Annotated in this window: 21 protein-coding genes and 1 tRNA gene; 12 read left to right on the top strand and 10 right to left on the bottom strand. The window is 68.5% G+C overall.

Features of this window, described 5'->3' with window-relative positions; genetic code table 11:
- Positions 1-7: 7 nt before the first annotated feature.
- From GGQ59_RS12110 to GGQ59_RS12100, 3 genes are all read left to right on the top strand, one after another.
- Positions 8-83 (top strand) — tRNA-Val (locus tag GGQ59_RS12110).
- A gap of 42 nt (positions 84-125) precedes the next feature.
- The gene (locus GGQ59_RS12105; RefSeq protein WP_183818954.1) at positions 126-2,171 is read left to right on the top strand and encodes an alpha-glucuronidase; all 2,046 of its coding nucleotides are present in this window, start codon (positions 126-128) and stop codon (positions 2,169-2,171) included.
- Between the two features lie 12 nt (positions 2,172-2,183).
- Positions 2,184-3,665 (top strand): DASS family sodium-coupled anion symporter, encoded by a 1,482-nt coding sequence (locus tag GGQ59_RS12100; RefSeq protein WP_183818952.1) that lies wholly within the window; start codon positions 2,184-2,186, stop codon positions 3,663-3,665.
- A 4-nt stretch (positions 3,666-3,669) separates the two neighbouring features.
- Here GGQ59_RS12100 and GGQ59_RS12095 read toward each other — a convergent pair whose 3' ends face one another.
- Complete coding sequence (locus GGQ59_RS12095; protein ID WP_183818950.1) at positions 3,670-4,602, bottom strand: electron transfer flavoprotein subunit alpha/FixB family protein; 933 nt, start codon at positions 4,600-4,602, stop codon at positions 3,670-3,672.
- Positions 4,603-5,352: an electron transfer flavoprotein subunit beta/FixA family protein gene (locus GGQ59_RS12090; protein WP_183818948.1), complete on the bottom strand. Its 750-nt coding sequence runs from the start codon at positions 5,350-5,352 to the stop codon at positions 4,603-4,605. It abuts the gene before it with no gap.
- A gap of 162 nt (positions 5,353-5,514) precedes the next feature.
- On the opposite strand from GGQ59_RS12090, the gene GGQ59_RS12085 reads away from it, so the two are divergent.
- Positions 5,515-5,931 carry a BLUF domain-containing protein gene (locus GGQ59_RS12085; RefSeq protein ID WP_183818946.1) on the top strand — a complete coding sequence of 139 codons (417 nt, stop codon included), beginning with the start codon at positions 5,515-5,517 and terminating at the stop codon, positions 5,929-5,931.
- On the opposite strand, the gene GGQ59_RS12080 is transcribed toward GGQ59_RS12085, so the two are convergent.
- The 3 genes from GGQ59_RS12080 to GGQ59_RS12070 are packed head-to-tail and all read right to left on the bottom strand — an operon-like array spanning position 5,928 to position 7,220.
- Positions 5,928-6,422, bottom strand: a complete 495-nt coding sequence (locus GGQ59_RS12080) for a hypothetical protein (RefSeq protein WP_183818944.1) — start codon at positions 6,420-6,422, stop codon at positions 5,928-5,930. The genes GGQ59_RS12085 and GGQ59_RS12080 overlap by 4 nt on opposite strands.
- Positions 6,419-6,997 carry a cob(I)yrinic acid a,c-diamide adenosyltransferase gene (locus GGQ59_RS12075; RefSeq protein ID WP_183818942.1) on the bottom strand — a complete coding sequence of 193 codons (579 nt, stop codon included), beginning with the start codon at positions 6,995-6,997 and terminating at the stop codon, positions 6,419-6,421. The genes GGQ59_RS12080 and GGQ59_RS12075 overlap by 4 nt, the downstream gene beginning before the upstream one ends.
- A 10-nt stretch (positions 6,998-7,007) precedes the next feature.
- The gene (locus tag GGQ59_RS12070; protein ID WP_183818940.1) at positions 7,008-7,220 is read right to left on the bottom strand and encodes a twin transmembrane helix small protein; all 213 of its coding nucleotides are present in this window, start codon (positions 7,218-7,220) and stop codon (positions 7,008-7,010) included.
- 149 nt (positions 7,221-7,369) lie between these two features.
- Between GGQ59_RS12070 and GGQ59_RS12065 the strand changes: the two genes are divergently transcribed.
- From GGQ59_RS12065 to GGQ59_RS12055, 3 genes are all read left to right on the top strand, one after another.
- Positions 7,370-7,921, top strand: coding sequence for a hypothetical protein (locus tag GGQ59_RS12065; RefSeq protein ID WP_183818938.1), 552 nt, complete (start codon positions 7,370-7,372; stop codon positions 7,919-7,921).
- 89 nt (positions 7,922-8,010) lie between these two features.
- Complete coding sequence (locus tag GGQ59_RS12060) at positions 8,011-9,540, top strand: YifB family Mg chelatase-like AAA ATPase (protein ID WP_183818936.1); 1,530 nt, start codon at positions 8,011-8,013, stop codon at positions 9,538-9,540.
- A gap of 62 nt (positions 9,541-9,602) precedes the next feature.
- A complete protein-coding gene (locus GGQ59_RS12055) occupies positions 9,603-11,504 on the top strand; it encodes a response regulator (protein ID WP_183818934.1) in 1,902 nt (633 codons plus the stop codon).
- Here GGQ59_RS12055 and hemW read toward each other — a convergent pair.
- Positions 11,501-12,622: a radical SAM family heme chaperone HemW gene (gene hemW / locus GGQ59_RS12050; RefSeq protein WP_183818932.1), complete on the bottom strand. Its 1,122-nt coding sequence runs from the start codon at positions 12,620-12,622 to the stop codon at positions 11,501-11,503. The genes GGQ59_RS12055 and hemW overlap by 4 nt on opposite strands.
- Positions 12,619-13,230 carry an RdgB/HAM1 family non-canonical purine NTP pyrophosphatase gene (gene rdgB, locus GGQ59_RS12045; protein ID WP_183818930.1) on the bottom strand — a complete coding sequence of 204 codons (612 nt, stop codon included), beginning with the start codon at positions 13,228-13,230 and terminating at the stop codon, positions 12,619-12,621. Before rdgB ends, hemW begins: the two co-directional genes overlap by 4 nt.
- Positions 13,231-13,329: 99 nt before the next feature.
- Between rdgB and GGQ59_RS15255 the strand changes: the two genes are divergently transcribed.
- The 5 genes from GGQ59_RS15255 to GGQ59_RS12025 all read left to right on the top strand — a co-directional run bounded on the left by GGQ59_RS15255 (position 13,330) and on the right by GGQ59_RS12025 (position 16,366).
- Positions 13,330-13,455, top strand: coding sequence for a hypothetical protein (locus GGQ59_RS15255; RefSeq protein ID WP_281373843.1), 126 nt, complete (start codon positions 13,330-13,332; stop codon positions 13,453-13,455).
- Between the two features lie 77 nt (positions 13,456-13,532).
- Complete coding sequence (locus tag GGQ59_RS12040; protein ID WP_183818928.1) at positions 13,533-13,742, top strand: helix-turn-helix domain-containing protein; 210 nt, start codon at positions 13,533-13,535, stop codon at positions 13,740-13,742.
- Between the two features lie 108 nt (positions 13,743-13,850).
- Positions 13,851-15,128 carry a NupC/NupG family nucleoside CNT transporter gene (locus tag GGQ59_RS12035; RefSeq protein WP_183818926.1) on the top strand — a complete coding sequence of 426 codons (1,278 nt, stop codon included), beginning with the start codon at positions 13,851-13,853 and terminating at the stop codon, positions 15,126-15,128.
- Between the two features lie 39 nt (positions 15,129-15,167).
- Positions 15,168-15,974 carry an inositol monophosphatase family protein gene (locus tag GGQ59_RS12030; RefSeq protein ID WP_183818924.1) on the top strand — a complete coding sequence of 269 codons (807 nt, stop codon included), beginning with the start codon at positions 15,168-15,170 and terminating at the stop codon, positions 15,972-15,974.
- On the top strand, positions 15,971-16,366 hold the full coding sequence (locus GGQ59_RS12025; protein WP_183818922.1) for a metallopeptidase family protein: 396 nt from the start codon (positions 15,971-15,973) through the stop codon (positions 16,364-16,366). The genes GGQ59_RS12030 and GGQ59_RS12025 overlap by 4 nt, the downstream gene beginning before the upstream one ends.
- Here GGQ59_RS12025 and GGQ59_RS12020 read toward each other — a convergent pair.
- Genes GGQ59_RS12020 through GGQ59_RS12010 form a run of 3 tightly spaced genes read right to left on the bottom strand, consistent with a single transcriptional unit; the run spans position 16,348 to position 19,221 of the window.
- Positions 16,348-17,439: an NAD(P)/FAD-dependent oxidoreductase gene (locus tag GGQ59_RS12020; RefSeq protein ID WP_183818920.1), complete on the bottom strand. Its 1,092-nt coding sequence runs from the start codon at positions 17,437-17,439 to the stop codon at positions 16,348-16,350. The two genes, GGQ59_RS12025 and GGQ59_RS12020, sit on opposite strands and share 19 nt — an antisense overlap.
- The gene (locus GGQ59_RS12015; protein WP_183818918.1) at positions 17,432-18,169 is read right to left on the bottom strand and encodes a methyltransferase domain-containing protein; all 738 of its coding nucleotides are present in this window, start codon (positions 18,167-18,169) and stop codon (positions 17,432-17,434) included. The genes GGQ59_RS12020 and GGQ59_RS12015 overlap by 8 nt, the downstream gene beginning before the upstream one ends.
- Complete coding sequence (locus GGQ59_RS12010; RefSeq protein ID WP_183818916.1) at positions 18,169-19,221, bottom strand: type III polyketide synthase; 1,053 nt, start codon at positions 19,219-19,221, stop codon at positions 18,169-18,171. The genes GGQ59_RS12015 and GGQ59_RS12010 overlap by 1 nt, the downstream gene beginning before the upstream one ends.
- Between the last annotated feature and the right edge of the window lie 96 nt (positions 19,222-19,317).

The raw sequence follows: 19,317 nt of genomic DNA, 5'->3' as shown, positions 1-19,317 counted from the left end.
GGACGAAGGGCGGTTAGCTCAGTTGGTAGAGCGCCTCGTTTACACCGAGGATGTCGGGAGTTCGAGCCTCTCACCGCCCACCATCACCCGCCCGACAAGAGGCGGAGCGACGCGTGGGAGGATCGATGGGTCGAGTTCTGGGCGCTCTGGGCGCCGTGACGGTGCTTCTGTTCGGCGTAGGGGGAAGCGCTGGGGCCGAGGATGGTTACCGCCTTTGGCTGCGAGCCGAGGGCGGCGGTGCCGATGTCACGCTTCCTTGCGACGAGCCGAGCGAGACCCTGACGATCGCTCGGGACGAACTGTCGGCCGCCTTGCCGCACGGAACCGTCCGCTTCGCAACGTCTTCCTGCCGCGGTGAGGGCTCGCCGCGACTGCCCCGTCAGCGCGACGTCGGCGAGGAGGGGTACAGGATCGCGATGGACGGTGAGGGCTACGTCATCACCGCTCGCTCCGACGTCGGCGCTCTTTACGGCACCTATCGGCTGATCCGCGCTGTCTCGACCGGGGAGGCGATGCCGGAGGACGGTCTGACCGAGCAGCCGGCGAAGCGGCTCCGCCTCCTGAACCACTGGGACAACCTCGACCGGCACGTGGAGCGTGGTTATTCGGGCGAGTCGATCTGGAACTGGCACTTGCTGCCGGACTACCTCGATCCGCGCTACACGGACTACGCCCGCGCGAACGCGTCGATCGGAATCAACGGCGTCTCACTGACCAACGTGAACGCGGACGCGACCGTGCTGACCCCGCCCTTCATCGAGAAGGTTGCGGCGCTTGCAGGCGTCTTCCGGCCCTACGGCATCAAGGTCTACCTCACCGCGCGGTTCTCCGCCCCGATCGAGATCGGCGGGCTCGAAACGGCCGACCCGCTCGATGGGGAGGTGGCCGCGTGGTGGAAGGCGAAGGCGGACGAGATCTACGCCGCGATCCCCGACTTCGGCGGCTTCCTCGTCAAGGCGAACTCCGAAGGCCAACCGGGACCGCAGGACTACGGCCGGACCCACGCGGATGGGGCCAACATGCTCGCGCGTGCCGTCGAACCGCATGGTGGCATCGTCATGTGGCGGGCCTTCGTCTACTCGGCGGAGGAGCCCGAGGACCGCGTGAAGCAGGCCTACACGGAGTTCGTCCCCCTCGACGGGAAGTTCGCGGACAACGTCCTCGTGCAGGTCAAGAACGGTCCCCTCGACTTCCAGCCGCGCGAGCCCTTCTCGCCGCTCTTCGGCGCCATGCCGAAGACGCCGCTCCTGGCGGAGCTTCAGATCACCAAGGAGTACCTGGGGTTCGCGACGCACCTCTCCTACCTCGGTCCCCTCTGGTCCGAGGCGTTGACGGCGGACACGCACGCGCGCGGCAAGGACAGCCTGGTCGCGGACAGGGTGGACGGCCTGGCGGGCGTCGCGAACATCGGGACGGACCGGAACTGGTCGGGCTCCCAGTTCGCGCAGGCCAACTGGTACGCCTTCGGACGGCTCGCCTGGGACCCGAAGGCGGAGCCCGAGGCGATCGCGCGTGACTGGGTACGCCAGACGTTCACGGACGACGCCGAGGCCGTGGATCGGATCGTCGGCATGATGATGCGTTCGCGCGAGGCCGTCGTGGACTACATGACGCCGCTCGGCCTCACGCATCTCATGGGCACGGGACATCACTACGGTCCCGCGCCGTGGGTCGACGACCTCGGCCGTGCCGACTGGACGCCCTACTACTATCACCGCGCCACGAAGGACGCGGTCGGCTTCGACCGGACCGAGAGCGGGTCGGACGCGGTCTCGCAATACCACGAGCCGCTGGCATCGCAGTGGAACGAGGTCGAGACGACGCCGGAAGAATTGCTTCTGTGGTTCCACCGTGTGCCGTGGGATCACGAGGTGAAGGATGGCAGCACCCTCTGGCAGTCGCTCGTCGCCCACTACGATCGCGGCGTCGCTGAGGTACAGGCGATGCGCGAGACCTGGGCGGGCCTCGAAGGGAAGATCGACGAAGATCGCTATGCGCAGACGGCGGACTTCCTCGCCATCCAGGAGAAGGAAGCGCGCTGGTGGCGCGACGCGTCCATCGCCTATTGGCAGAGCGTGAACGGCCTGGATCTGCCCGAGGGGGCGCGGCCGCCCGAGCACGACCTCGCCTGGTATAAGGCGCAGAGCTTCCCCTACGCGCCTGGGAACTGAGGTCGTTCGCGAGTGGGGGAGGAGGCTGACGGAACCGGCGGCCAGTCTGATCGGACCGCTCGGGGTCTCGGCCTCGTGCTTGGTGTCGCGGCGTTCGTCACGCTCCTCCTCCTGCCGCTGCCGGGCGAGCTGAGCTTCGACGCACGGGTCATCCTGGCGCTCCTGGCGCTGATGGCCTGTTGGTGGGTGTTCGAGGCGATCCCGATCCCCATCACTTCGCTCTCGCCGCTCGTCGTCTTGCCGCTCTTCGGGGTGACCTCGATGGGGGAGGCGTCGGCGCCCTACTTCAGCCCGATCATCGTCCTCCTCCTCGGCGGCTTCATCGTCGCGCGCTCGGTCGAGCGGTGGAACCTGCATGAGCGGCTCGCGCTTCTGACGGTCAGCCGGGCCGGGGCGGGCGCGCGGGGGATGATTGCGGGCTTCCTCTGCGCCTCCGCGCTTCTCTCGGCATGGATATCGAACACGGCAACGACGATCATGCTGATGCCGGTCGCGCTGTCCGTAGCGGCGTCGCTCGGCGCGCGGCGGGGCGCGTCCGATCCGCTTTCGGTAGGGTTGATCCTGGCCGTGGCGTACGGCGCGTCGATCGGGGGGCTCGCGACCCCCATCGGCACGCCCACGAACCTGATCGTGCTCGGTGGCCTCGAAGCGGCAGGGCACGGCCACATCGGCTTTCCGGCCTGGATGGCGTTCGGGGTACCGACCGTGGCGCTTCTTCTGGGCGCGGCCTACCTCGTCCTCAGTCGCCTACGCGGCGTCCAGCACGCGGCTCACGGAGGAGAGGCGAGGGCGTTGGTGCGGGAACGGCTCGCCGCGCTCGGCGCCTGGTCGGTGCCGGAGCGGCGCACGCTGATAGTCCTTGGTGTCCTGGCCTTCTTCTGGATCGCCCGCGGCGTCCTGCAGAGCGTCGAGATCGGCGGCGTCGCGCCTCTTGCCGGTCTGTCAGACGCCGGCATCGCCGTCGCCGGCGCCATCGCCGTCTTCCTCGTGCCGTCCGGCAGCATGAAAGAGCGGGGCACCGCGCTCCTCGACTGGGAGGGGGCCGTGCGCCTGCCCTGGGGCGTCGTCCTCCTCTTCGGCGGCGGGCTCAGCCTGGCGTCGGCCGTCACGGCTACGGGCCTCGGCGCGGCGATGGCGTCGGGCTTCGTCGGGCTCGGTTCGTTGCCCGCGGTCCTCGTCATCCTGGTGCTGACGACGTTCGTCATCTTCGCGACCGAGCTGACTTCGAACGTCGCGACGGCCGCGGCGCTGACGCCGGTAATCGTCGCCATGGCGGCGGGGGCGGGCCTGGTCGCCGAAGAGATCGCGATGCCGGTTGCCTTGGCGGCGACCTGCGCCTTCATGTTCCCGATGGCGACGGCGCCGAACGCCATCGCCTATGCGACGGGGGAGCTGTCGATCGCCCGGATGGCGAGGATCGGCCTTCGCCTCAACCTCATCGGCATCCTGATCATCACGGCCGTGGCCAGGTTCCTGGTCCCGGCCGTGACGTGAGGCCTCACGCCCCGAGCGCGTCCTTCAGCTTTGGCAGCGCCTCGAAGAGGTCCGCGACGAGGCCGTAATCGGCGACCGAGAAGATCGGCGCCTCCTCGTCCTTGTTGATCGCGACGATGACCTTGGAGTCCTTCATGCCCGCGAGGTGCTGGATCGCCCCGGAGATGCCGACCGCGATGTAGAGGTCGGGTGCGACGACCTTGCCGGTCTGGCCGACCTGATAGTCGTTGGGGACGTAGCCCGCATCGACCGCGGCGCGGGACGCGCCGACCGCGGCGCCGATCTTGTCCGCGATCGGGAAGATGTACTCCTCGAAGTTCTCGGTCGAGCCGAGCGCACGGCCGCCCGAGATGACGATCTTCGCGCCTTGAAGCTCGGGCCGGTCCGAGTGGGTGAGTTCCTCCGCGACGAAGTCCGACACGGACGGAAGCTCGACGCCTTCGCCGACGGGCTCGACGGGGGCGGAGCCCTCGCCGGACGGCGCTTCGAAGGCGGTCGCCTGAACGGTGATGACCTTCTTCGCATCGGACGACTTCACGGTCGCGACCGCGTTGCCCGCGTAGATTGGACGCAGGAAGGTGTCCGGCCCCTCGACCCCGGTGATGGCGCTGATCTGCATCACGTCTAGGAGCGCCGCGACGCGGGGCAGGAAGTTCTTTCCGTCCGTGCCCGCTGGCGCGAGGATCGCATCGTAGTCGCCGGCAAGGCCGACGATCAGTGCGGCCATGGGCTCTGCGAGCTGCTTCGCGTAGGCGTCGTCGCCCGCGTGCAGGACTTTGGTGACGCCGCCGAGCTTCGATGCGGCCTGCGCGATGGCATCTGGTCCGGCGACGAGGACGTGGACGTCCCCGCCTAGCTTGGTCGCGGCGGTCACCGTCTTCGCGGTAGCATCCGAGAGGTGCTCGCCGTCATGTTCGGCGATGACGAGTGCAGTCATTTAGAGGACCCCCGCTTCGTTCTTCAGCTTGTCGACGAGCTCTTCGACGCTCTCGACCTTTATGCCGGCCTCGCGCTTGGGCGGCTCGGTGACCTTCAGGGTCTCGAGCCGGGGCGTAAGGTCGACCCCGAACTCCGAAGCCGCCTTCTTGTCGAGCGGCTTCTTCTTCGCCTTCATGATGTTAGGCAGCGAAGCGTAACGCGGCTCGTTGAGGCGGAGGTCGGTCGTGACGACCGCGGGGAGGGAGAGGGCGATCGTCTGAAGCCCGCCGTCCACCTCGCGCGTGACGTGCAGCTTGTCTCCGTCCTTCTCGACCTTCGAGGCGAAGGTCCCCTGGGACCAACCCATCAGCGCCGCGAGCATCTGGCCCGTCTGGTTGCGGTCGTCGTCGATCGCCTGCTTTCCGAGGAGCACGACGTCGGGCTTCTCCTCCTCGCAGACGGCCTTGAGGAGCTTCGCGACGGCGAGGCTCTCGACCTCGCCCTCTGCCGTGATGAGCAGCCCCCGGTCCGCGCCCATGGCGAGCGCCTGGCGGATCTGGTCCTGCGCCTTCTCGGGCCCGATCGAGACGACGACGATCTCCTCCACTGTGCCGGCCTCCTTCAGGCGTACGGCCTCCTCCACGGCGATCTCGTCGAACGGGTTCATCGACATCTTGACGTTGGCGAGGTCGACGCCGCTCTGGTCGGGCTTCACCCGGACCTTCACGTTGTAGTCGACCACGCGCTTGACGGGCACGAGGACCTTCATGCGAGCGCTCCTGATCTGTTTTGCCGGGACAGTAGGGAGGGCCGCCGCGCCCTTCAATCCTTGCGGGCAGGGTTCACGAAGCGGCGAAGTCACGCATCTCGAAAGCGTTTCTTAAGGTGCGGGCCGGAGTTTTCGCCAAAGTTTTCCTGGGGATGGGGCATCATGTATCGATCGGTCGTCTACACGAGTTCCGCCATCAAAGGCTTCAGCGAGGAAGCGCTTCGCGAGGTGCTGGCCGTCTCCCGCCGCAACAACGCACGAGACGACGTGACCGGCGTGTTGCTCTTCGATTCCGGCAGCTTCCTTCAGGTCCTCGAGGGCGAGGAGAAGTCGCTCGCTCGCGTTCTGCGCCGAATAAAGGCGGATACGCGTCATCACGGCGTTCAAGTCCTCTTTGACGGCGTGGTGCCCGAACGGTCCTTTGGCGAGTGGTCGATGGGCTGCGCGACGATCGACGAGGAGGGGGCGTTCGCCCTGACGCCGGAGGCGATGTCCCGCAAGCTGGCGATCGACACGCCGCCCGTGATCCGGGTCATGGTCCGGACCTTCTTCCACGTTCAGCGTCGCTACGCGGCCTAGCGCCCACCGAGCCCGAAGAAGAGCTGCGTTTCGGGCCCAGTCAGGCTGAGGCTGTCGCCAGGTACGATCTCGACAGCCCAGGCTTCTTCGGGGCCGAAGGCTTGCCGAGTGAACGTGCCACGCCCCTTCGCGTGGTCCGAGAAGACGGTCTCATTCGCCGCCGTGACCTCGAGGTGTAGGCCGATACCGGCACGCCCCAGCTTGGGCGCGAGGGGGCGCCTCTCAGCGCGAACCACGGCGAGTTCGATCTCCTCGAGATGTCCGGCTTCGATGCGGCAACCCATACGGCGCAGCGTGGTGCCGTCCTCCGTCCCGTAGGCTTCGGTGCCCGTGCAGAGAGACTGGAGCCGGATCATGAAGCCGTCCTGCGGCCCCGGAAACTTGTCGAGCGGGCTGCCTCCACGCGCTTGCCGTGCCGGGGGGTCGGGCGGGGGCAAGGCGGAAGCGGGCGTGCAGGCGGCGATCAGAAGGACGGCGAAGGCGCGCTTCACTCGTCGTCGGATCCGCCGCCGGGGACCCACAACACCTCGCCGCCGGCATCCCGGCTCGCCTTTCGGGCGGCGACGAAGAGGTAGTCCGAGAGCCGGTTGAGGTAGCGGGGCACCGGCGCCGAGAGGTGTCCCTCGTCGCCCGGCAGCGCCCCGACGGCCCAGACCATGCGCTCTGCCCGGCGCGCGATGGCGCGCGCGAGGTGGAGGGCGCCGGCGCCCCCCGGGCCCGAGGGCAGGACGAAGCTTTCGAGCGGGGGAAGCGCCTCGGTGAGTCCGTCGATCGCCTCTTCGAGGCGCGCGACGCGTGCCTCGGCGAGGCGAAGCTCACCGCGCAGCGTCTTGGGCGTCGCCAGGTCCGCGCCGAGGTCGAAGAGGTCGTTCTGAATGGCGAGGAGGACGCCGCGCAGATCCTCATCCTTCACCGCCGAGAGGGCGACCCCAAGAGCCGCGTTCAGCTCGTCGACGGCGCCGATGGCTTCGATCCGCGGATGGGTCTTGGAAAGCCTGTCTCCAGTGACGAGGCCGGTCTCGCCCGCGTCGCCGGTGCGGGTGTAGATCTTGTTCAGAAGGACCATGCCGTTTCCCTTATGCGCCGTTTCCGCGCGAGACGAGGTAGGCGAAGAGCACGAGGAGCGCGATCGCGATTCCCTGGGCCGCCACGCGAGCGCGCATCAGCTTGTTCGAGTTGTTCTTCGCGAAGTCACCGCCCTTGGCGAGCGAGTAGATCCCGAGCACCAGGAACACGGTGACCGCGAGTATGGCGAGCGGGATGAGGACGTACTGCAGGGCGCCGAGCATTCGGATCTCCTTCGGGTTGCTTCATAGGTAGGGGCGACGCGCGTTTCTACCACGCGGCGGATCGGCTCGGTCCCGCCGCCTCGCCATGGGGATGGAAACCTTAACTCCCATGCGCGAGAAGCCCGGGACGAACCGCTACGAGGCCTTCTATGTGGCTGCGCGCTGCCCTGATTCTGCTCGCCCTCGGCGCCTGTACGACAGGGCCGAACCCCGAAGCCGAAGTCCGCAGCCGCGCTTGGCGGCAGGTGGTGAGCCTCACCGAGGTGACGAAGGTCGATTCGAGCACGCTTCGCGTCTCGGCCAGCACGCCCCTGATTCACTCGACCGATGACATGGAGCTCGCGCTGCTGACGCGCGCAGCCGGCGAGGCGATGCGCGCGGAGGCGCCGCGCTTCGCCATCACCTTCGTCGACTACGACGAAGCGCGGCTGCGTCTCGTGCCCGACTTCTCGGTCGCCGAGGCACGCTGGATCGGTAGCTACGCGGCCCTCCTCGAGGCGCGGTCGGAGGCCGACATCGACGGCACGCTCAGCGACCGATATGGCTTCAGGAGCATGGTCGCCGTGATCGTTCTTCTCGACGACGAGGAAGACGCGGGGCGCGCGGCGTTCGAAGCCGAGGACGTCTACGAGTCGCTGCTCGAATCGCGCATCAGGTCGCGCGGCATCAAGCCGAAGAAGCGGCTCGACCTGCCGTTCTGAAGCGTCGCGTTTCGGCACAAGTGCCTGCCGGGGTTGTCTGATCCGGCGAAGCGCGCCCAAGCTGCGCCGGGGCAGTCTTCGGGGGCATCATGGTCACGCGGGTCACAACCTTCGCGTTCGAGGGGGTCGAGGCGAAGCCGGTCTCGGTGCAGTGCCAGCTCTCGGGCGGGAACCCGAACTTCTTCATCGTCGGCCTGCCGGACAAGTCGGTGTCGGAGTCGCGCGAGCGGATCCACGCCGCCTTCAGCGCCATCGGCCTCGGCCTGCCACCGAAGCGCATCACGGTGAACCTCGCGCCTGCCGACCTGCGAAAGGAAGGCTCGCACTTCGACCTGCCGATCGCGGTGGCCCTGATGGTCGAGATGGGGGCGCTGCCGGCCGACGCCGCCGAAGGCTACGCGGTCATCGGCGAGCTCGGCCTCGATGGACGGATCGAGCCGACCGCTGGGGCGCTTCCGGCCGCGGTCGCCGCGAACGGCCTGGGTCTCGGCCTCATCTGCGCGGAGAGGTCGGGGCCGGAGGCCGCTTGGGCCGGCGACGGCGCGAGCGTCCTCGCGCCCGCCTCGCTGATCGCACTCGCGAACCACCTCAAGGGCACTCAGGTCCTGAGCGCGCCGGAGCCGGGTCCGCTCGAGGCGGGCGCGGCCGTGCCGGACCTGCGCGAGGTGAAGGGGCAGGAGACCGCCAAGCGCGCGCTCGAGGTCGCGGCGGCCGGCGGGCACAACCTTCTGATGACCGGCCCGCCCGGGTCGGGAAAGTCGATGATGGCCGCCCGCCTGCCGGGTCTCCTGCCGCCCCTGACGCCGAAGGAGATGCTCGAAGTCTCGATGGTGCAGTCGGTCGCGGGCCTCATCGACGAAGGCCGGCTGTCGCGAATCAGGCCGTACCGCGCGCCGCACCACTCCGCCTCCATGGCGGCGATGGTCGGCGGCGGGATGCGAGCGAAGCCCGGCGAGGCCTCGCTCGCGCATCACGGGGTCCTCTTCCTCGACGAGCTGCCCGAGTTCTCGGCGAGCGTTCTCGACAGCCTGCGACAACCGCTGGAGACAGGCGACGTGATGATCGCCCGGGCGAACGCGCATGTCCGCTATCCGGCTCGCTTCCAGCTCGTCGCGGCCATGAACCCCTGCCGCTGCGGTTACGGCAAGGCGTCCGGGCGGGCCTGCGGGCAGGGGCCGAACTGCGAAGCGAAGTACCAGTCCAGGGTGTCGGGACCCTTCTTGGACAGGATGGACCTCGCCATCGACACGCCGCCCGTCTCCGCCCTGGACCTCGCCCGGCCCGCGGACGGCGAGACGACCGAAATCGTCGCGGCGCGCGTCGCGAAGGCTCGAGCCGCGCAACTCGGACGCCAGGAAGGCGTTCTCAACGCCCACCTCGGGGAGACCGCGCTCGCCAGGCACGCCGCCCCGGACGAAGCGGGGGCAGCGCTCCTCGTGCGCGCCTGCGAAGCGCTGTCCCTGTCCGCCCGGGCCTATACCCGGACTTTGCGGGTCGCTCGGACGCTCGCCGACCTAGAGGGTCACGATGCCGTGTTAAGGCGTCACGTCGCGGAGGCGATCAGCTTCAGGCGGCATGAACCGGGGGTTCCGACGACCGGCCGGACGCTTTCGGCTTAGCCTCGGGCAACCAAAACGTAAGCTGTCCCTGCGAAGGGTGGCGGACGTTCAACGGTGCCCGAATGACGCCTAGCCAAGACCTTCTCGACTCCCTCTCCCTGCTGTCGATTCTGACGGACGAGGAGGACCGGATCGTCCGGATGGGCGCCGAGACGTGGGCCCTCGGCACGGTCATGGCCGGCCTCAAGGGCGAGGTCTTCGGCGCACAGGGTGTGCCCGCGCCGTTGAAGATCACGCGTCGGCAGCGCATCGACGGTCACCGTCACATCGAGGACTTCACCACCGCGCTCGACGCCGGCGAGGGGATGCAGCTCATCCAGTGGCGCGGCTCCCGTCTGAGTACGGGCACGCTTTATCTCGGCTTGGACGTCACGCGCGACCGGGCCGCATGGCGCGAGCTGAAGGCGCTCGCCAAGACCGCCGCCGACGCCTCCGAATCGAAGATGCGCTTCCTCGCGACGATGAGCCACGAGATGCGCACGCCGCTCAACGGCATCCTGGGCATGACGGGCTTGCTGCTCGATACCGGCTTGGACGCGAACCAGACGGCCTATGCGGAGGCGGTACGCGAATCAGGGTCGGCGCTGCTCGGCCTCATCAACGACATCCTCGACTACTCTAAGATCGAAGCGGGGCACCTCGAACTCGACGATCACGTCTTCGACCCGGCGGGGCTGGTGCAGTCGGTCAGCGAGCTGCTGAGCCCGAGGGCCGCTCATAAGGACCTCGAGATCGCAGCCTATGTCAGTCCCGAGGTGCCCGCGCGCCTGCGCGGGGACGAGGGACGCTTGCGTCAGGTGCTGCTGAACCTCGGCGGCAACGGCGTGAAGTTCACCGAGGAAGGCGGCGTCTCGATCGAGGTGAAGTCGAAGGCCCTTGGCGACGGACGGCACTCTTTGCGGGTCGAGGTGCGCGACACGGGCATCGGCATCTCGCCGCAAGCCACCCAAACGATCTTCGAGGAGTTCGCACAGGCCGACGAGACGAGGGCTCGGGCGCACGAAGGAACGGGGCTGGGCCTTTCCATCGCACGACGCATCGTCCGCGCCATGGGCGGCGACGTGACGGTCGAGAGCACGCTCGGACAAGGCAGCACCTTCGCGTTCGAGGTGCCACTCATGGCCGAAGGGAACGCCCGCCAACCCGTAACGACGCCTCCGCGCGCGCCCGTGGTCGTCGCGACCACGAGCGACATCCTCGCGCGCATCCTGAGCCTTCAGCTCAGGGCTCTCGGCGTCGGCGGCTTCGACATCGCCGGAAACGCCGACGAGGCGGCCAAGTATCTGCAGCGGTCGCCCGGCGCGATCCTCCTATGCGATCTGCCGATCGCAGCCGTCGCCGGTCAGCGCCTCGCAAAGTTGGCCAGCCGCGCGATCGTCATGCTGTCCCCCGTCGCGCGGGGTCGCCTCGAAGCGTTCCGGCGCGCCGGCTTCGACGGCTACCTCATCAAACCAATCCGCCAAGCGAGCCTGGCCGAGAGGCTCTCGACAAGGGATGCTGTGCCCGACAAGCCGACCGAACCCGCACGCCTCGACGCTCCAGCGCTGGCTGCGAAGCCCACGGGCGACAAGAAGCGAATCCTCTTGGCAGAGGACAATCAGATCAACGCCGTCCTGGCGACGGCGATCATCCGGCGCGCCGGGCATCACGTCGACGTCGCCGGTAACGGGCGCGAAGCGATCGAGGCGTTGGAGCAAGCGCCCTACGACCTCGTGCTGATGGACATGCACATGCCGGTCATGGACGGGCTCGAAGCGACCAAGCGCATCCGCGCGGCGGGCGGCGAGGACGCGAACCTGCCGATCATCGCCCTGACGGCGAACGCGATGCGGACTGACCGCGAGATCTGCCTCGAGGTCGGCATGGACGACTTTCTGTCGAAGCCCTTCGACCCCGCGGACCTGATCGCGGTCATCGATCAGTGGACGACGGGCGAAAAGGCGAAGGCGCGCGGCGCCGCCTAGAGGATCTCGGCGAGAAGGGCGTCGAGGACCTGTCGCCCTGTCCGCGTCGCCATGAGATGACCGTCGACGATCTCGAGCAACCCCTCGGCGGCCCACGGCCTCGCTGCGTCCAGAAGGCGGGGCGCGGCGGGACCGAGCGTTGCGATCTCGATTCCCTTCACGCGGCGCAGGCCCGCCGAGACGCGTTCTGTCAGCACGGCGCCGTCGTCTAGCATCTCCTCGCGCAGGCGCTGCCGGGACGGTGCGTCGAGGTAGGCATGAATGTTGCGCGTGCCTTCAGTAGCGACGCGCCCCTGAGGCGTCGTCAGGCGTCCGTGCGCGCCCGGTCCGATGGCGAGCCAGTCCGCACCGGTCCAGTAGAGGCCGTTATGCACCGCTTCGTTCCCCGCCGCGGCGTGGCTCGACACCTCGTAGGGCGGCAGTCCCGCCGCCGTGGTGACGTCATGGGTCAACTCGTAGAGGTCGGCATCGAGACCTTCGCCGGGCGGCGCCCACTCGCCGCGTGCGACTTGGCGGCCGAAGGCCGTGCCGGGCTCGACCGTCAGCTGATAGATCGACAGGTGCCGTGCCCCCGTCGCGAGCGCTCCTTTGAGCTCGGTTTCCCAGTCATCGGACGTCTGGCCGGGGAGGGCGTAGATGAGATCGAAGCTCGATCGCGCGAAGACGCGCAAGGTGAGATCCACCGCTCGGCGCGCAGCGCGGGCGTCGTGATCGCGGCCGACGAAGCGTAGGCTGGCGTCGTCGAAGCTCTGCACACCGAGCGACAGCCGGTTCACGCCGGCCCCCTGCCACTGGGCGACGCTCGCCTCCGTCACGTCGTTCGGGTTCGCCTCCAACGTGACTTCTGCGCCGGTTTCGAGGCCGAACAGCCTGTTGGCCGCTTCCCTGATCCGGCCGATGAGATTCGCGGACATCAGGCTCGGGGTGCCGCCGCCGAGGTAGAGGCTGACGAGAGGGCGGCGTCCGAAGCGGGCCAGAAGGTGGGTGAGGTCCGCCTCGAAGGCCTTCGCCCACGCCTCCTCGTCCACGCTGCGCGCCCGGACGACGTTGAAGTCGCAGTAGGGGCAGATGCGGGCGCAGTAGGGCCAGTGAACGTAAAGGCCGGTGGGCGGACTCACGAGGGCACGAAGACCTTCTCCATCATTGCCGTCATCGCGTGAGAGCGATGCGAGAAGGCGCGCTTCTGGTCGGGGCCCATCTCACCGAAGGTCCGCTCGGCGCCTTCGGGGACGAAGATGGGGTCGTAGCCGAAGCCGCCTTCGCCGCGCGGCGGGAAGACGAGGCGGCCATGGCACTCGCCTCGCGCCGTCTCGACGTGGCCGTCCGGCCAAGCGAGGGCGAGAACGCAGACGAACCGTGCCGTCCCGTCCTGCTCACCGAGCTCCCGTTCGACGCGGGCGATCGCGGGGGAATGGTCGCCGTCCGGCGCAGCCCAGCGGGCGGAGTAGACGCCCGGCGCCCCGCCCAGCGCGTCGACCGAGAGGCCCGAATCATCCGCCAAGGCGGGCTGGCCGGTCGCCTCCACCGCCGCGCGAGCTTTTAGCGCTGCGTTTTCTTCGAAGGTCTCGCCTGTCTCGTCGGGGGCTTCGAGCCCGGCGTCGGCAGCGCTCAGCACGCTGATTCCCAACGGATCCAGGAGCGCGCGCAGCTCTGCGAGCTTCCCCCGGTTGTGGCTGGCGAGGACGAGGCGGTCCCCTTCGAAACGACGCGTGTGCGAATTTTTCATCCGCCCCCTCTTTTATCGAGAAACGGCAATTCCATATCGAATAGCAACGAAGGACGGATTGGCCGGCCTTCGGATCTTAGAAGAAAGGACCACATTCCAATGTCGCCGTTCAAGCTCTCCGCGATCACCTCGGGCCTTGTTACCCGGGTCCTGCCGGCGGTCGCGACGATCTTCATCGGAGTTGCCATGATCGGCGCCGTGAACGATCTCAATGTTCTCATCTAGTGATGATGGCCACCTTGCGGGCGCGCGGCACTTCCGCGACACCTGGGTGTTACCGGAATGAAAGGAACGCGCCCGCCTTGGCCATCACCGTCCATCTCGATCGGATGCTCGCCGAACGGCGTATGTCCTTGACCGAACTATCGGACGCCGTCGGCGTGACCATCGCGAACCTGTCGATCCTCAAGACCGGCAAGGCGAAGGCGGTCCGCTTCACGACCCTCGAGAAGATCTGCCGGGCGCTCGACTGCCAGCCCGGCGACATCCTCCTCTACGAGGAGCAGGACTGAGGCCGTTCCGGCCGCACCGCCCCCCGACGCCTTCTCGCTCTCAAACGCGTGACCTTCGTCGCCGAGCCCGCTAGAGGCCTTGGAGTCTCAGGGCAGGGATCGCGACGCATGGACTTCACCGCCATCGGACCACGGCTGCAAAGCGTTCTCGGGCTCTTCGCCTTCTGCGGGATCGCGTGGGCGCTTTCCGAACGAAAGAGCGCCTTTCCCTGGCGTCAGGTGGCGATCACCCTTCCACTTCAGATCGTCCTCGCCGCCTTCTTCCTGCGCGTGCCTGCGGCGCGGAACTCGCTCGACGCGCTGAACGGACTCGTCGCAGCCGTCTCCGCCGCGACCCAGCAAGGGACCGAGTTCCTGTTCGGCTATGTCGGCTCGACGGACACGCCCTTCGCCGTCACGGGCGAGAATGGAGGCCTTCTCTTCGTCTTCGCCTTCCAGGCGCTGCCGCTCCTCGTGGTGGTCTCCGCGCTCTCGGCGGTCCTATGGCATTGGGGGATCCTCAAGCTCGTCATTCGCGGCTTCGCGCTCGTCCTCTCCCGGGTCCTCGGCACCGGTGGGGCCGTCAGCCTAGCGGCGTCCGCCAACGTCCTCCTCGGTCAGACGGAGGCGCCCCTTCTCATCCGCGCCTACCTCGCGAGCCTCACACGCGCAGAGCTCTTCGCCGTCATCACCTGCGGCTACGCCACGGTCGCGGGCACGGTGATGGTTCTCTACGCGACGATCCTGGGGACCCTGCGGCCCGACGTCCTCGGCCACATCATCGTCGCTTCCATCATCGCCGTCCTCGGCGGTCTGCTCCTCGCCCGCATCATGGTGCCCCCGCGCGAGGGCGAAGAGGCGACCACGGCAGCGGCCGGCGAGGGGTTCGAGTACGAGGACACGATGGATGCCTTCGTCACCGGCGCGACCGAGGGCGGCAAGCTCTGGGCGAACATCATCATCGCGATTCTCGCCTTCGTGGCGTTGGTGGGGCTCCTGAACATCATCATGGGCGCCTGGCTGCCGGACGTGAACGGCGCGCCGCTGACGCTCGAACGGATGCTCGGCTGGCTCTTCGCGCCGCTCGTCTGGCTCGCCGGCATCCCGGCGGGCGAGGCGATGGACGCGGGCGAGCTGATGGGCATCAAGACGGCCGTGAACGAGGTCGTGGCCTACATCGCGCTCGTTGGGTCGGAACCTGGTACGTTCGACCCCCGCTCCGAGCTGGTGATGATCTACGCCCTATGCGGCTTCGCCAACGTCTCCTCGATCGGCATCGTCATCGGCGGGCTCTCCGCCCTCGAGCCCTCGAGGCGGCGCGACGTGCTGGACCTCGCCCCGAAGGGCATCGTCGCGGGCACGCTCGCGACGCTCGGGTCGGGGGCTTGCGTCGGGCTCGTCTACTGAGGCTTGCATACCCCTCCTGTGACTGACACCTCTTCGGTCATGACAGAGAGCCTCGCCCAGCGCGCCGAAGCCGTGATCCGAGAGGTCGCTGAGGAGGCGATCCTGCCCCGCTTCCGCGCGCTCGGCGGCTCGCAGATCGACGAGAAGACCGGTCCCGACGATCTCGTCACCGTCGCCGACCGCGAGGCCGAAGCGCTGCTGGCGCGCCGCCTGCTGGACCTCTTGCCGGGTTCGACGGTCGTCGGCGAGGAGGCGGTCAGCGCTGACCCTTCCGTGCTGGACCGGCTCGATGCGGATGCGGTCTGGATCGTCGATCCGGTCGACGGCACCGGCAACTTCGTAAAGGGCAAGGAGCGCTTCGGCGTCATGGTCGCGCTCGTTCGGCGCGGCGAGACCGTGCTCGGGCTCGTCTACCCACCGACCACCGGCGACTGTGCGGTGGCGGAGAAGGGAGCGGGCGCGACGTTCGGTGGCAGGCCGATCTGGACTCGCAAAGGCGTGGGCTTCGAGCGTGCCTATGGCGACTATTCTCGGCAGTACGTGGATGAGCCGTTGCGGAGCCGCTTCGCCGACGCGCTGGAAGGCGCGGGAGGCAGCCATGCGGGCCGCTGCTCGGCGTGGGCGTACCTCGAGGTCGCAAAGGGCGAGGCGGACTTCGTCTTTCAGTATCAGATGACGGTGTGGGACCACGCGCCGGGCGTCCTCCTCGTGGACGAGGCGGGCGGGCGGACGGGCATGCTGCCAGGCGGCGAGCCCTACCGGCCGATCAGACAGGCCAACCGCCCTATGCTTTGCTGCGGCGACGCGGCGTTGTGGGACGCCTACGCGGAGGCGCTGTTGCGATGAAGCCGGACCTCGAGACCTTCGGTAAGATGGCGCAGACGGCCTATGACGAACTGCCCGAAGCGTTCCGGCGAATGTCCGCCGACGTGATGATCCGAGTGGCGGATTTCGCCGAGGACGACGTGCTCGCGGACCTCGAGATCGACGACCCTTACGACCTGCTCGGCCTCTATCACGGAGTCGACGTCACGCAGAAAAGCCTCTGGGACGTGCACGCCCAGCCGGACATGGTGTTCTTGTACCGCCGTCCGATCCTGCGGTTCTGGCAGACGGGACCGGACACGCTGGACGAGATCGTGCGGCACGTCCTCGTCCACGAGATCGGCCACCACTTCGGTCTCTCCGACGACGACATGTACGGTCTCGAGGACGACGCCTACGGAGAGGACGGCTGAGGCGTTCTCGTCGCTGCGGCGAGCGCGGTGAGGAGGTGCGGGGCGAGGCTCGCCGCGCCGACAGCGGTGCGCTGAAGGGGGACCGAGGAGAGCGCGCGGGAGAGAAGCGCTGCCCCCTTCACCCGTGCGTAGACGAGGCGGCCGAAGCGCGCCTGGAAGGCGGTTGCGTGCTCGCCAGCGAGGATCGCTTCGGCGGCTAGCCGTCCCGAGCGTAGGGCGATGCCCATGCCTTCGCCGCAGAACGAGGGAATGACGGCGGCTTGGTCGCCGACGTGGAAGGCGCCCTCGCTCCGCATCCGGACGTAGCCGTAGGGAATGGCGCTGACGGCGAGCGGCTTGCCCAGCGTTGGCGTTGCACCTTCGAGGAGGCGGGCGGCGTGAGGGGCATGGGCCTTTACGTGGCGGAAAACCGCCCAAGGATCGCCGCCGAGCCTTGCGAGCTCGGCCTTGCTGACGACGAGGCAGGCGTTGGCCTCGCCGCTCTCGACCGGCTGCAGGCCCAGATAGCCGCCCGGGAAGAAAACGACGTCGACGTGTCCGGCGAGATCGGCCGCCAGGCGGGGGACGAGGCGGAAGTAGGCCTTGAGGCCGACGAGGTCGCTATGAATCCCCGCCGGGCGCCGGTGGCCGCGAAGGTCGTGCTTTCCGGTCGCGAGGACGAGGTGCTCGGGACGCAGGCACCGACCGTCCGACAAGCGAACCTCACCACCGTCGGCCGTTCGTGCCGACACGCCGCGAAGAACCAGAACGCCGTTCCCGCTCGCACGCTCCAAGAGGGCCTCGTCCAGAAGACGTCGGGTGACGGAAAGGGCCGGGAAGGGCAGGAGCGCCCGCACGGCGTCCCCGCCTGCACAGGCGCGCACGGCATGAAGCGGAACCGCGCCGAGTGCCCGCGGATCGCAGCCTAGCGCGGTGAGCTCCGCCAGTGCCTCTCCGGATAGGAACTCGCCGCAGACCTTGTCATGGACCGCCTCGCTGCGCTCCACCAACGTCACGGCTGCGCCCCGGCGGGCGAGGGTGATCGCCGCAGCGCTACCCGCAAGGCCGCCGCCCACGATCAGGACGTCAGGCATGCTTCTCGACGCAGAGACGGAAGGGCGCGCCGATGAAGATGCGTGCCCCCTCGACCTTCGCCTCGCTCAAGTAGCGGTCCCAGTCGGCGCGGCGGAAGCTGCGCGCGAAGCTGACCGGCCCGTCGTGCCGGACGTAAGGATGCTTGCCGAGAAGCGTCGAAAGTACCCTGAAGCCGGCGGCGGCGACGCGGCTGCGGTAGAGGTCGTTGACGAGCCAACCGCGCGACGCCGTGCGGTCCATCCATGAGAGGAGGCGCACGACCTCCTCGTCCTCAAGATGGTGCGTGAACAGGGCGCAGGTGACGAGGTCGGGCTGCGGCGCGCGCTGCGCGTAGTCGAAGACGTCGGCGGTGACGTAGGAGATCGTCACGCCCTCATGCTCAGTATCCTGCGCTTCCCGGGCCGCCATCGCGGCATGGGGGTTGAGGTCGACGCCGGTCAGCTCGGCCCGCACGCCTCTCTCCGACAAATAGCGCGCCGCCGCCCTCAACCCGTCACCGTAGCCCGAGCCGAGGTCGAGGAGTCGCAAGGGCCGTTCGGGCAGTCCGCGCTCCAGCACCTGGTCCAGGAAGGCGCGGATCGGCGCGTAGCCGGAGGTGAGACGGTTCACGCTCGCGAGGCTCGACAGCGTCGCGCGGAAGGTCTCGTAGTCGGTCTCGCCGTCCATCCGCTCAGGGAGGGTTTGGGGCGCCGCGCGGGCGCCGTAATCGCGGCGGATCGCGCCTGGCATCAGACGGCGGTGAAGCGCATGGCCTCGGCGGTGAGGCCGGGGCCGAAGGCGAGGGCGAGGCCGGGCGTGCCGGGCGCCGCGCCCGCGCGCAGCATGGCTTCGAGCACGAAGAGGACGGTCGGCGAGGACATGTTGCCGAAGCGGCGCAGGACTTCACGCGAGGGGAGGAGTGCGTCGCTCGGCAGCGCCAGCGACGCTTCGACCACGTCCAAGATCGACCGCCCGCCGGGGTGGACGGCCCAGAGGCCGATCTCTTCGTGCCCCTCCGGCACGATCGCGCGGGCAGCTTCCGGCAAGCTGCGCTTGAGCGCGGAAGGCACCTCGCCCGACAGCACCATGTCGAAGCCCTGATCGCCGACATGCCAGGTGATGAGCGAGCGCTCGTCCGGCATGACCTGCGTGCGGAACTTGTCGAGCGAGAAGCCGAAGGGGTCGGCGGTCACGAGCGCGGCTGCGGCGCCGTCGCCGAAGATCGAGAAGGAGAGGACGGTCTCGAGGTCGTCCGTTTCTTGAAGGTGGAGCGTGCAGAGCTCGACCGAAACGCAGAGCACGCGCGCGTCGGGTTCGGCGAGGACGATCTGCCGCGCGAGGCGAAGCGCGTTGATCGCCGCGTAGCAGCCCATGAAGCCGATCAGCGTGCGCTCGACCCCGGGATCGAGACCGAGCCGGTCCACGAGCTGCAGGTCGACGCCGGGCGCGGCGAAGCCGGTACAAGAAGTGACGAGCAGGTGAGTGACGCCTGAGAGATCGGTGCCGAGGCCCCGCGCGGCCCGCTCGGCCAGCGTCGTCGCCTCGCGGTCGTAGACCCGCATGCGCTCCGCGGTGCTCGGGAAGCTGCCGAAGCGGTAGAAGCCCTCGGCGTCCATTCCCGCTTCGGACGGCGCGGGGGTGAGGGTCGACCAGCGCGCCTCGATGCCGGAGCGTTCCATCATGCGGTCGAGGAGGACGCGCCGCCGGTCGGTGATCTGCCGCCGGGCGAAGTCCTTGAACAGGCCATGCACCTCGTGATCGGGCACGGCGACAGAGGCAGCGTTGAGATGGGCCCGGGTCACTCGGCTCAAGCTAGCGTAACGCGGAAGATTTGCGAGCGGCGTCTGTCGCGTTCGTCGTAACGCCGTAAGCCTCTAAGTTCCGAGGGAAGTCGGCAA

The sequence above is a fragment of the Parvularcula dongshanensis genome (genome assembly GCF_014199615.1).
GTDB classification, from domain to species: Bacteria; Pseudomonadota; Alphaproteobacteria; order Caulobacterales; family Parvularculaceae; genus Parvularcula; species Parvularcula dongshanensis.
Note: the sequence above shows the minus strand (reverse complement) of the source record. Positions and strands in the feature narration are given on the sequence as shown.

Bases quoted from the DNA above. Each gene is read 5' to 3' on its own strand.
- GGQ59_RS12105 (WP_183818954.1), top strand. From the start codon at position 126: ATGGGTCGAGTTCTGGGCGCTCTGGGCGCCGTGACGGTGCTTCTGTTC.
- GGQ59_RS12095 (WP_183818950.1), bottom strand. From the start codon at position 4,602: ATGACTGCACTCGTCATCGCCGAACATGACGGCGAGCACCTCTCGGAT.
- GGQ59_RS12090 (WP_183818948.1), bottom strand. From the start codon at position 5,352: ATGAAGGTCCTCGTGCCCGTCAAGCGCGTGGTCGACTACAACGTGAAG.
- GGQ59_RS12085 (WP_183818946.1), top strand. From the start codon at position 5,515: ATGTATCGATCGGTCGTCTACACGAGTTCCGCCATCAAAGGCTTCAGC.
- GGQ59_RS12075 (WP_183818942.1), bottom strand. From the start codon at position 6,997: ATGGTCCTTCTGAACAAGATCTACACCCGCACCGGCGACGCGGGCGAG.
- GGQ59_RS12070 (WP_183818940.1), bottom strand. From the start codon at position 7,220: ATGCTCGGCGCCCTGCAGTACGTCCTCATCCCGCTCGCCATACTCGCG.
- GGQ59_RS12065 (WP_183818938.1), top strand. From the start codon at position 7,370: ATGTGGCTGCGCGCTGCCCTGATTCTGCTCGCCCTCGGCGCCTGTACG.
- GGQ59_RS12060 (WP_183818936.1), top strand. From the start codon at position 8,011: ATGGTCACGCGGGTCACAACCTTCGCGTTCGAGGGGGTCGAGGCGAAG.
- GGQ59_RS12055 (WP_183818934.1), top strand. From the start codon at position 9,603: ATGACGCCTAGCCAAGACCTTCTCGACTCCCTCTCCCTGCTGTCGATT.
- rdgB (WP_183818930.1), bottom strand. From the start codon at position 13,230: ATGAAAAATTCGCACACGCGTCGTTTCGAAGGGGACCGCCTCGTCCTC.
- GGQ59_RS15255 (WP_281373843.1), top strand. From the start codon at position 13,330: ATGTCGCCGTTCAAGCTCTCCGCGATCACCTCGGGCCTTGTTACCCGG.
- GGQ59_RS12035 (WP_183818926.1), top strand. From the start codon at position 13,851: ATGGACTTCACCGCCATCGGACCACGGCTGCAAAGCGTTCTCGGGCTC.
- GGQ59_RS12030 (WP_183818924.1), top strand. From the start codon at position 15,168: ATGACAGAGAGCCTCGCCCAGCGCGCCGAAGCCGTGATCCGAGAGGTC.
- GGQ59_RS12025 (WP_183818922.1), top strand. From the start codon at position 15,971: ATGAAGCCGGACCTCGAGACCTTCGGTAAGATGGCGCAGACGGCCTAT.
- GGQ59_RS12020 (WP_183818920.1), bottom strand. From the start codon at position 17,439: ATGCCTGACGTCCTGATCGTGGGCGGCGGCCTTGCGGGTAGCGCTGCG.
- GGQ59_RS12015 (WP_183818918.1), bottom strand. From the start codon at position 18,169: ATGCCAGGCGCGATCCGCCGCGATTACGGCGCCCGCGCGGCGCCCCAA.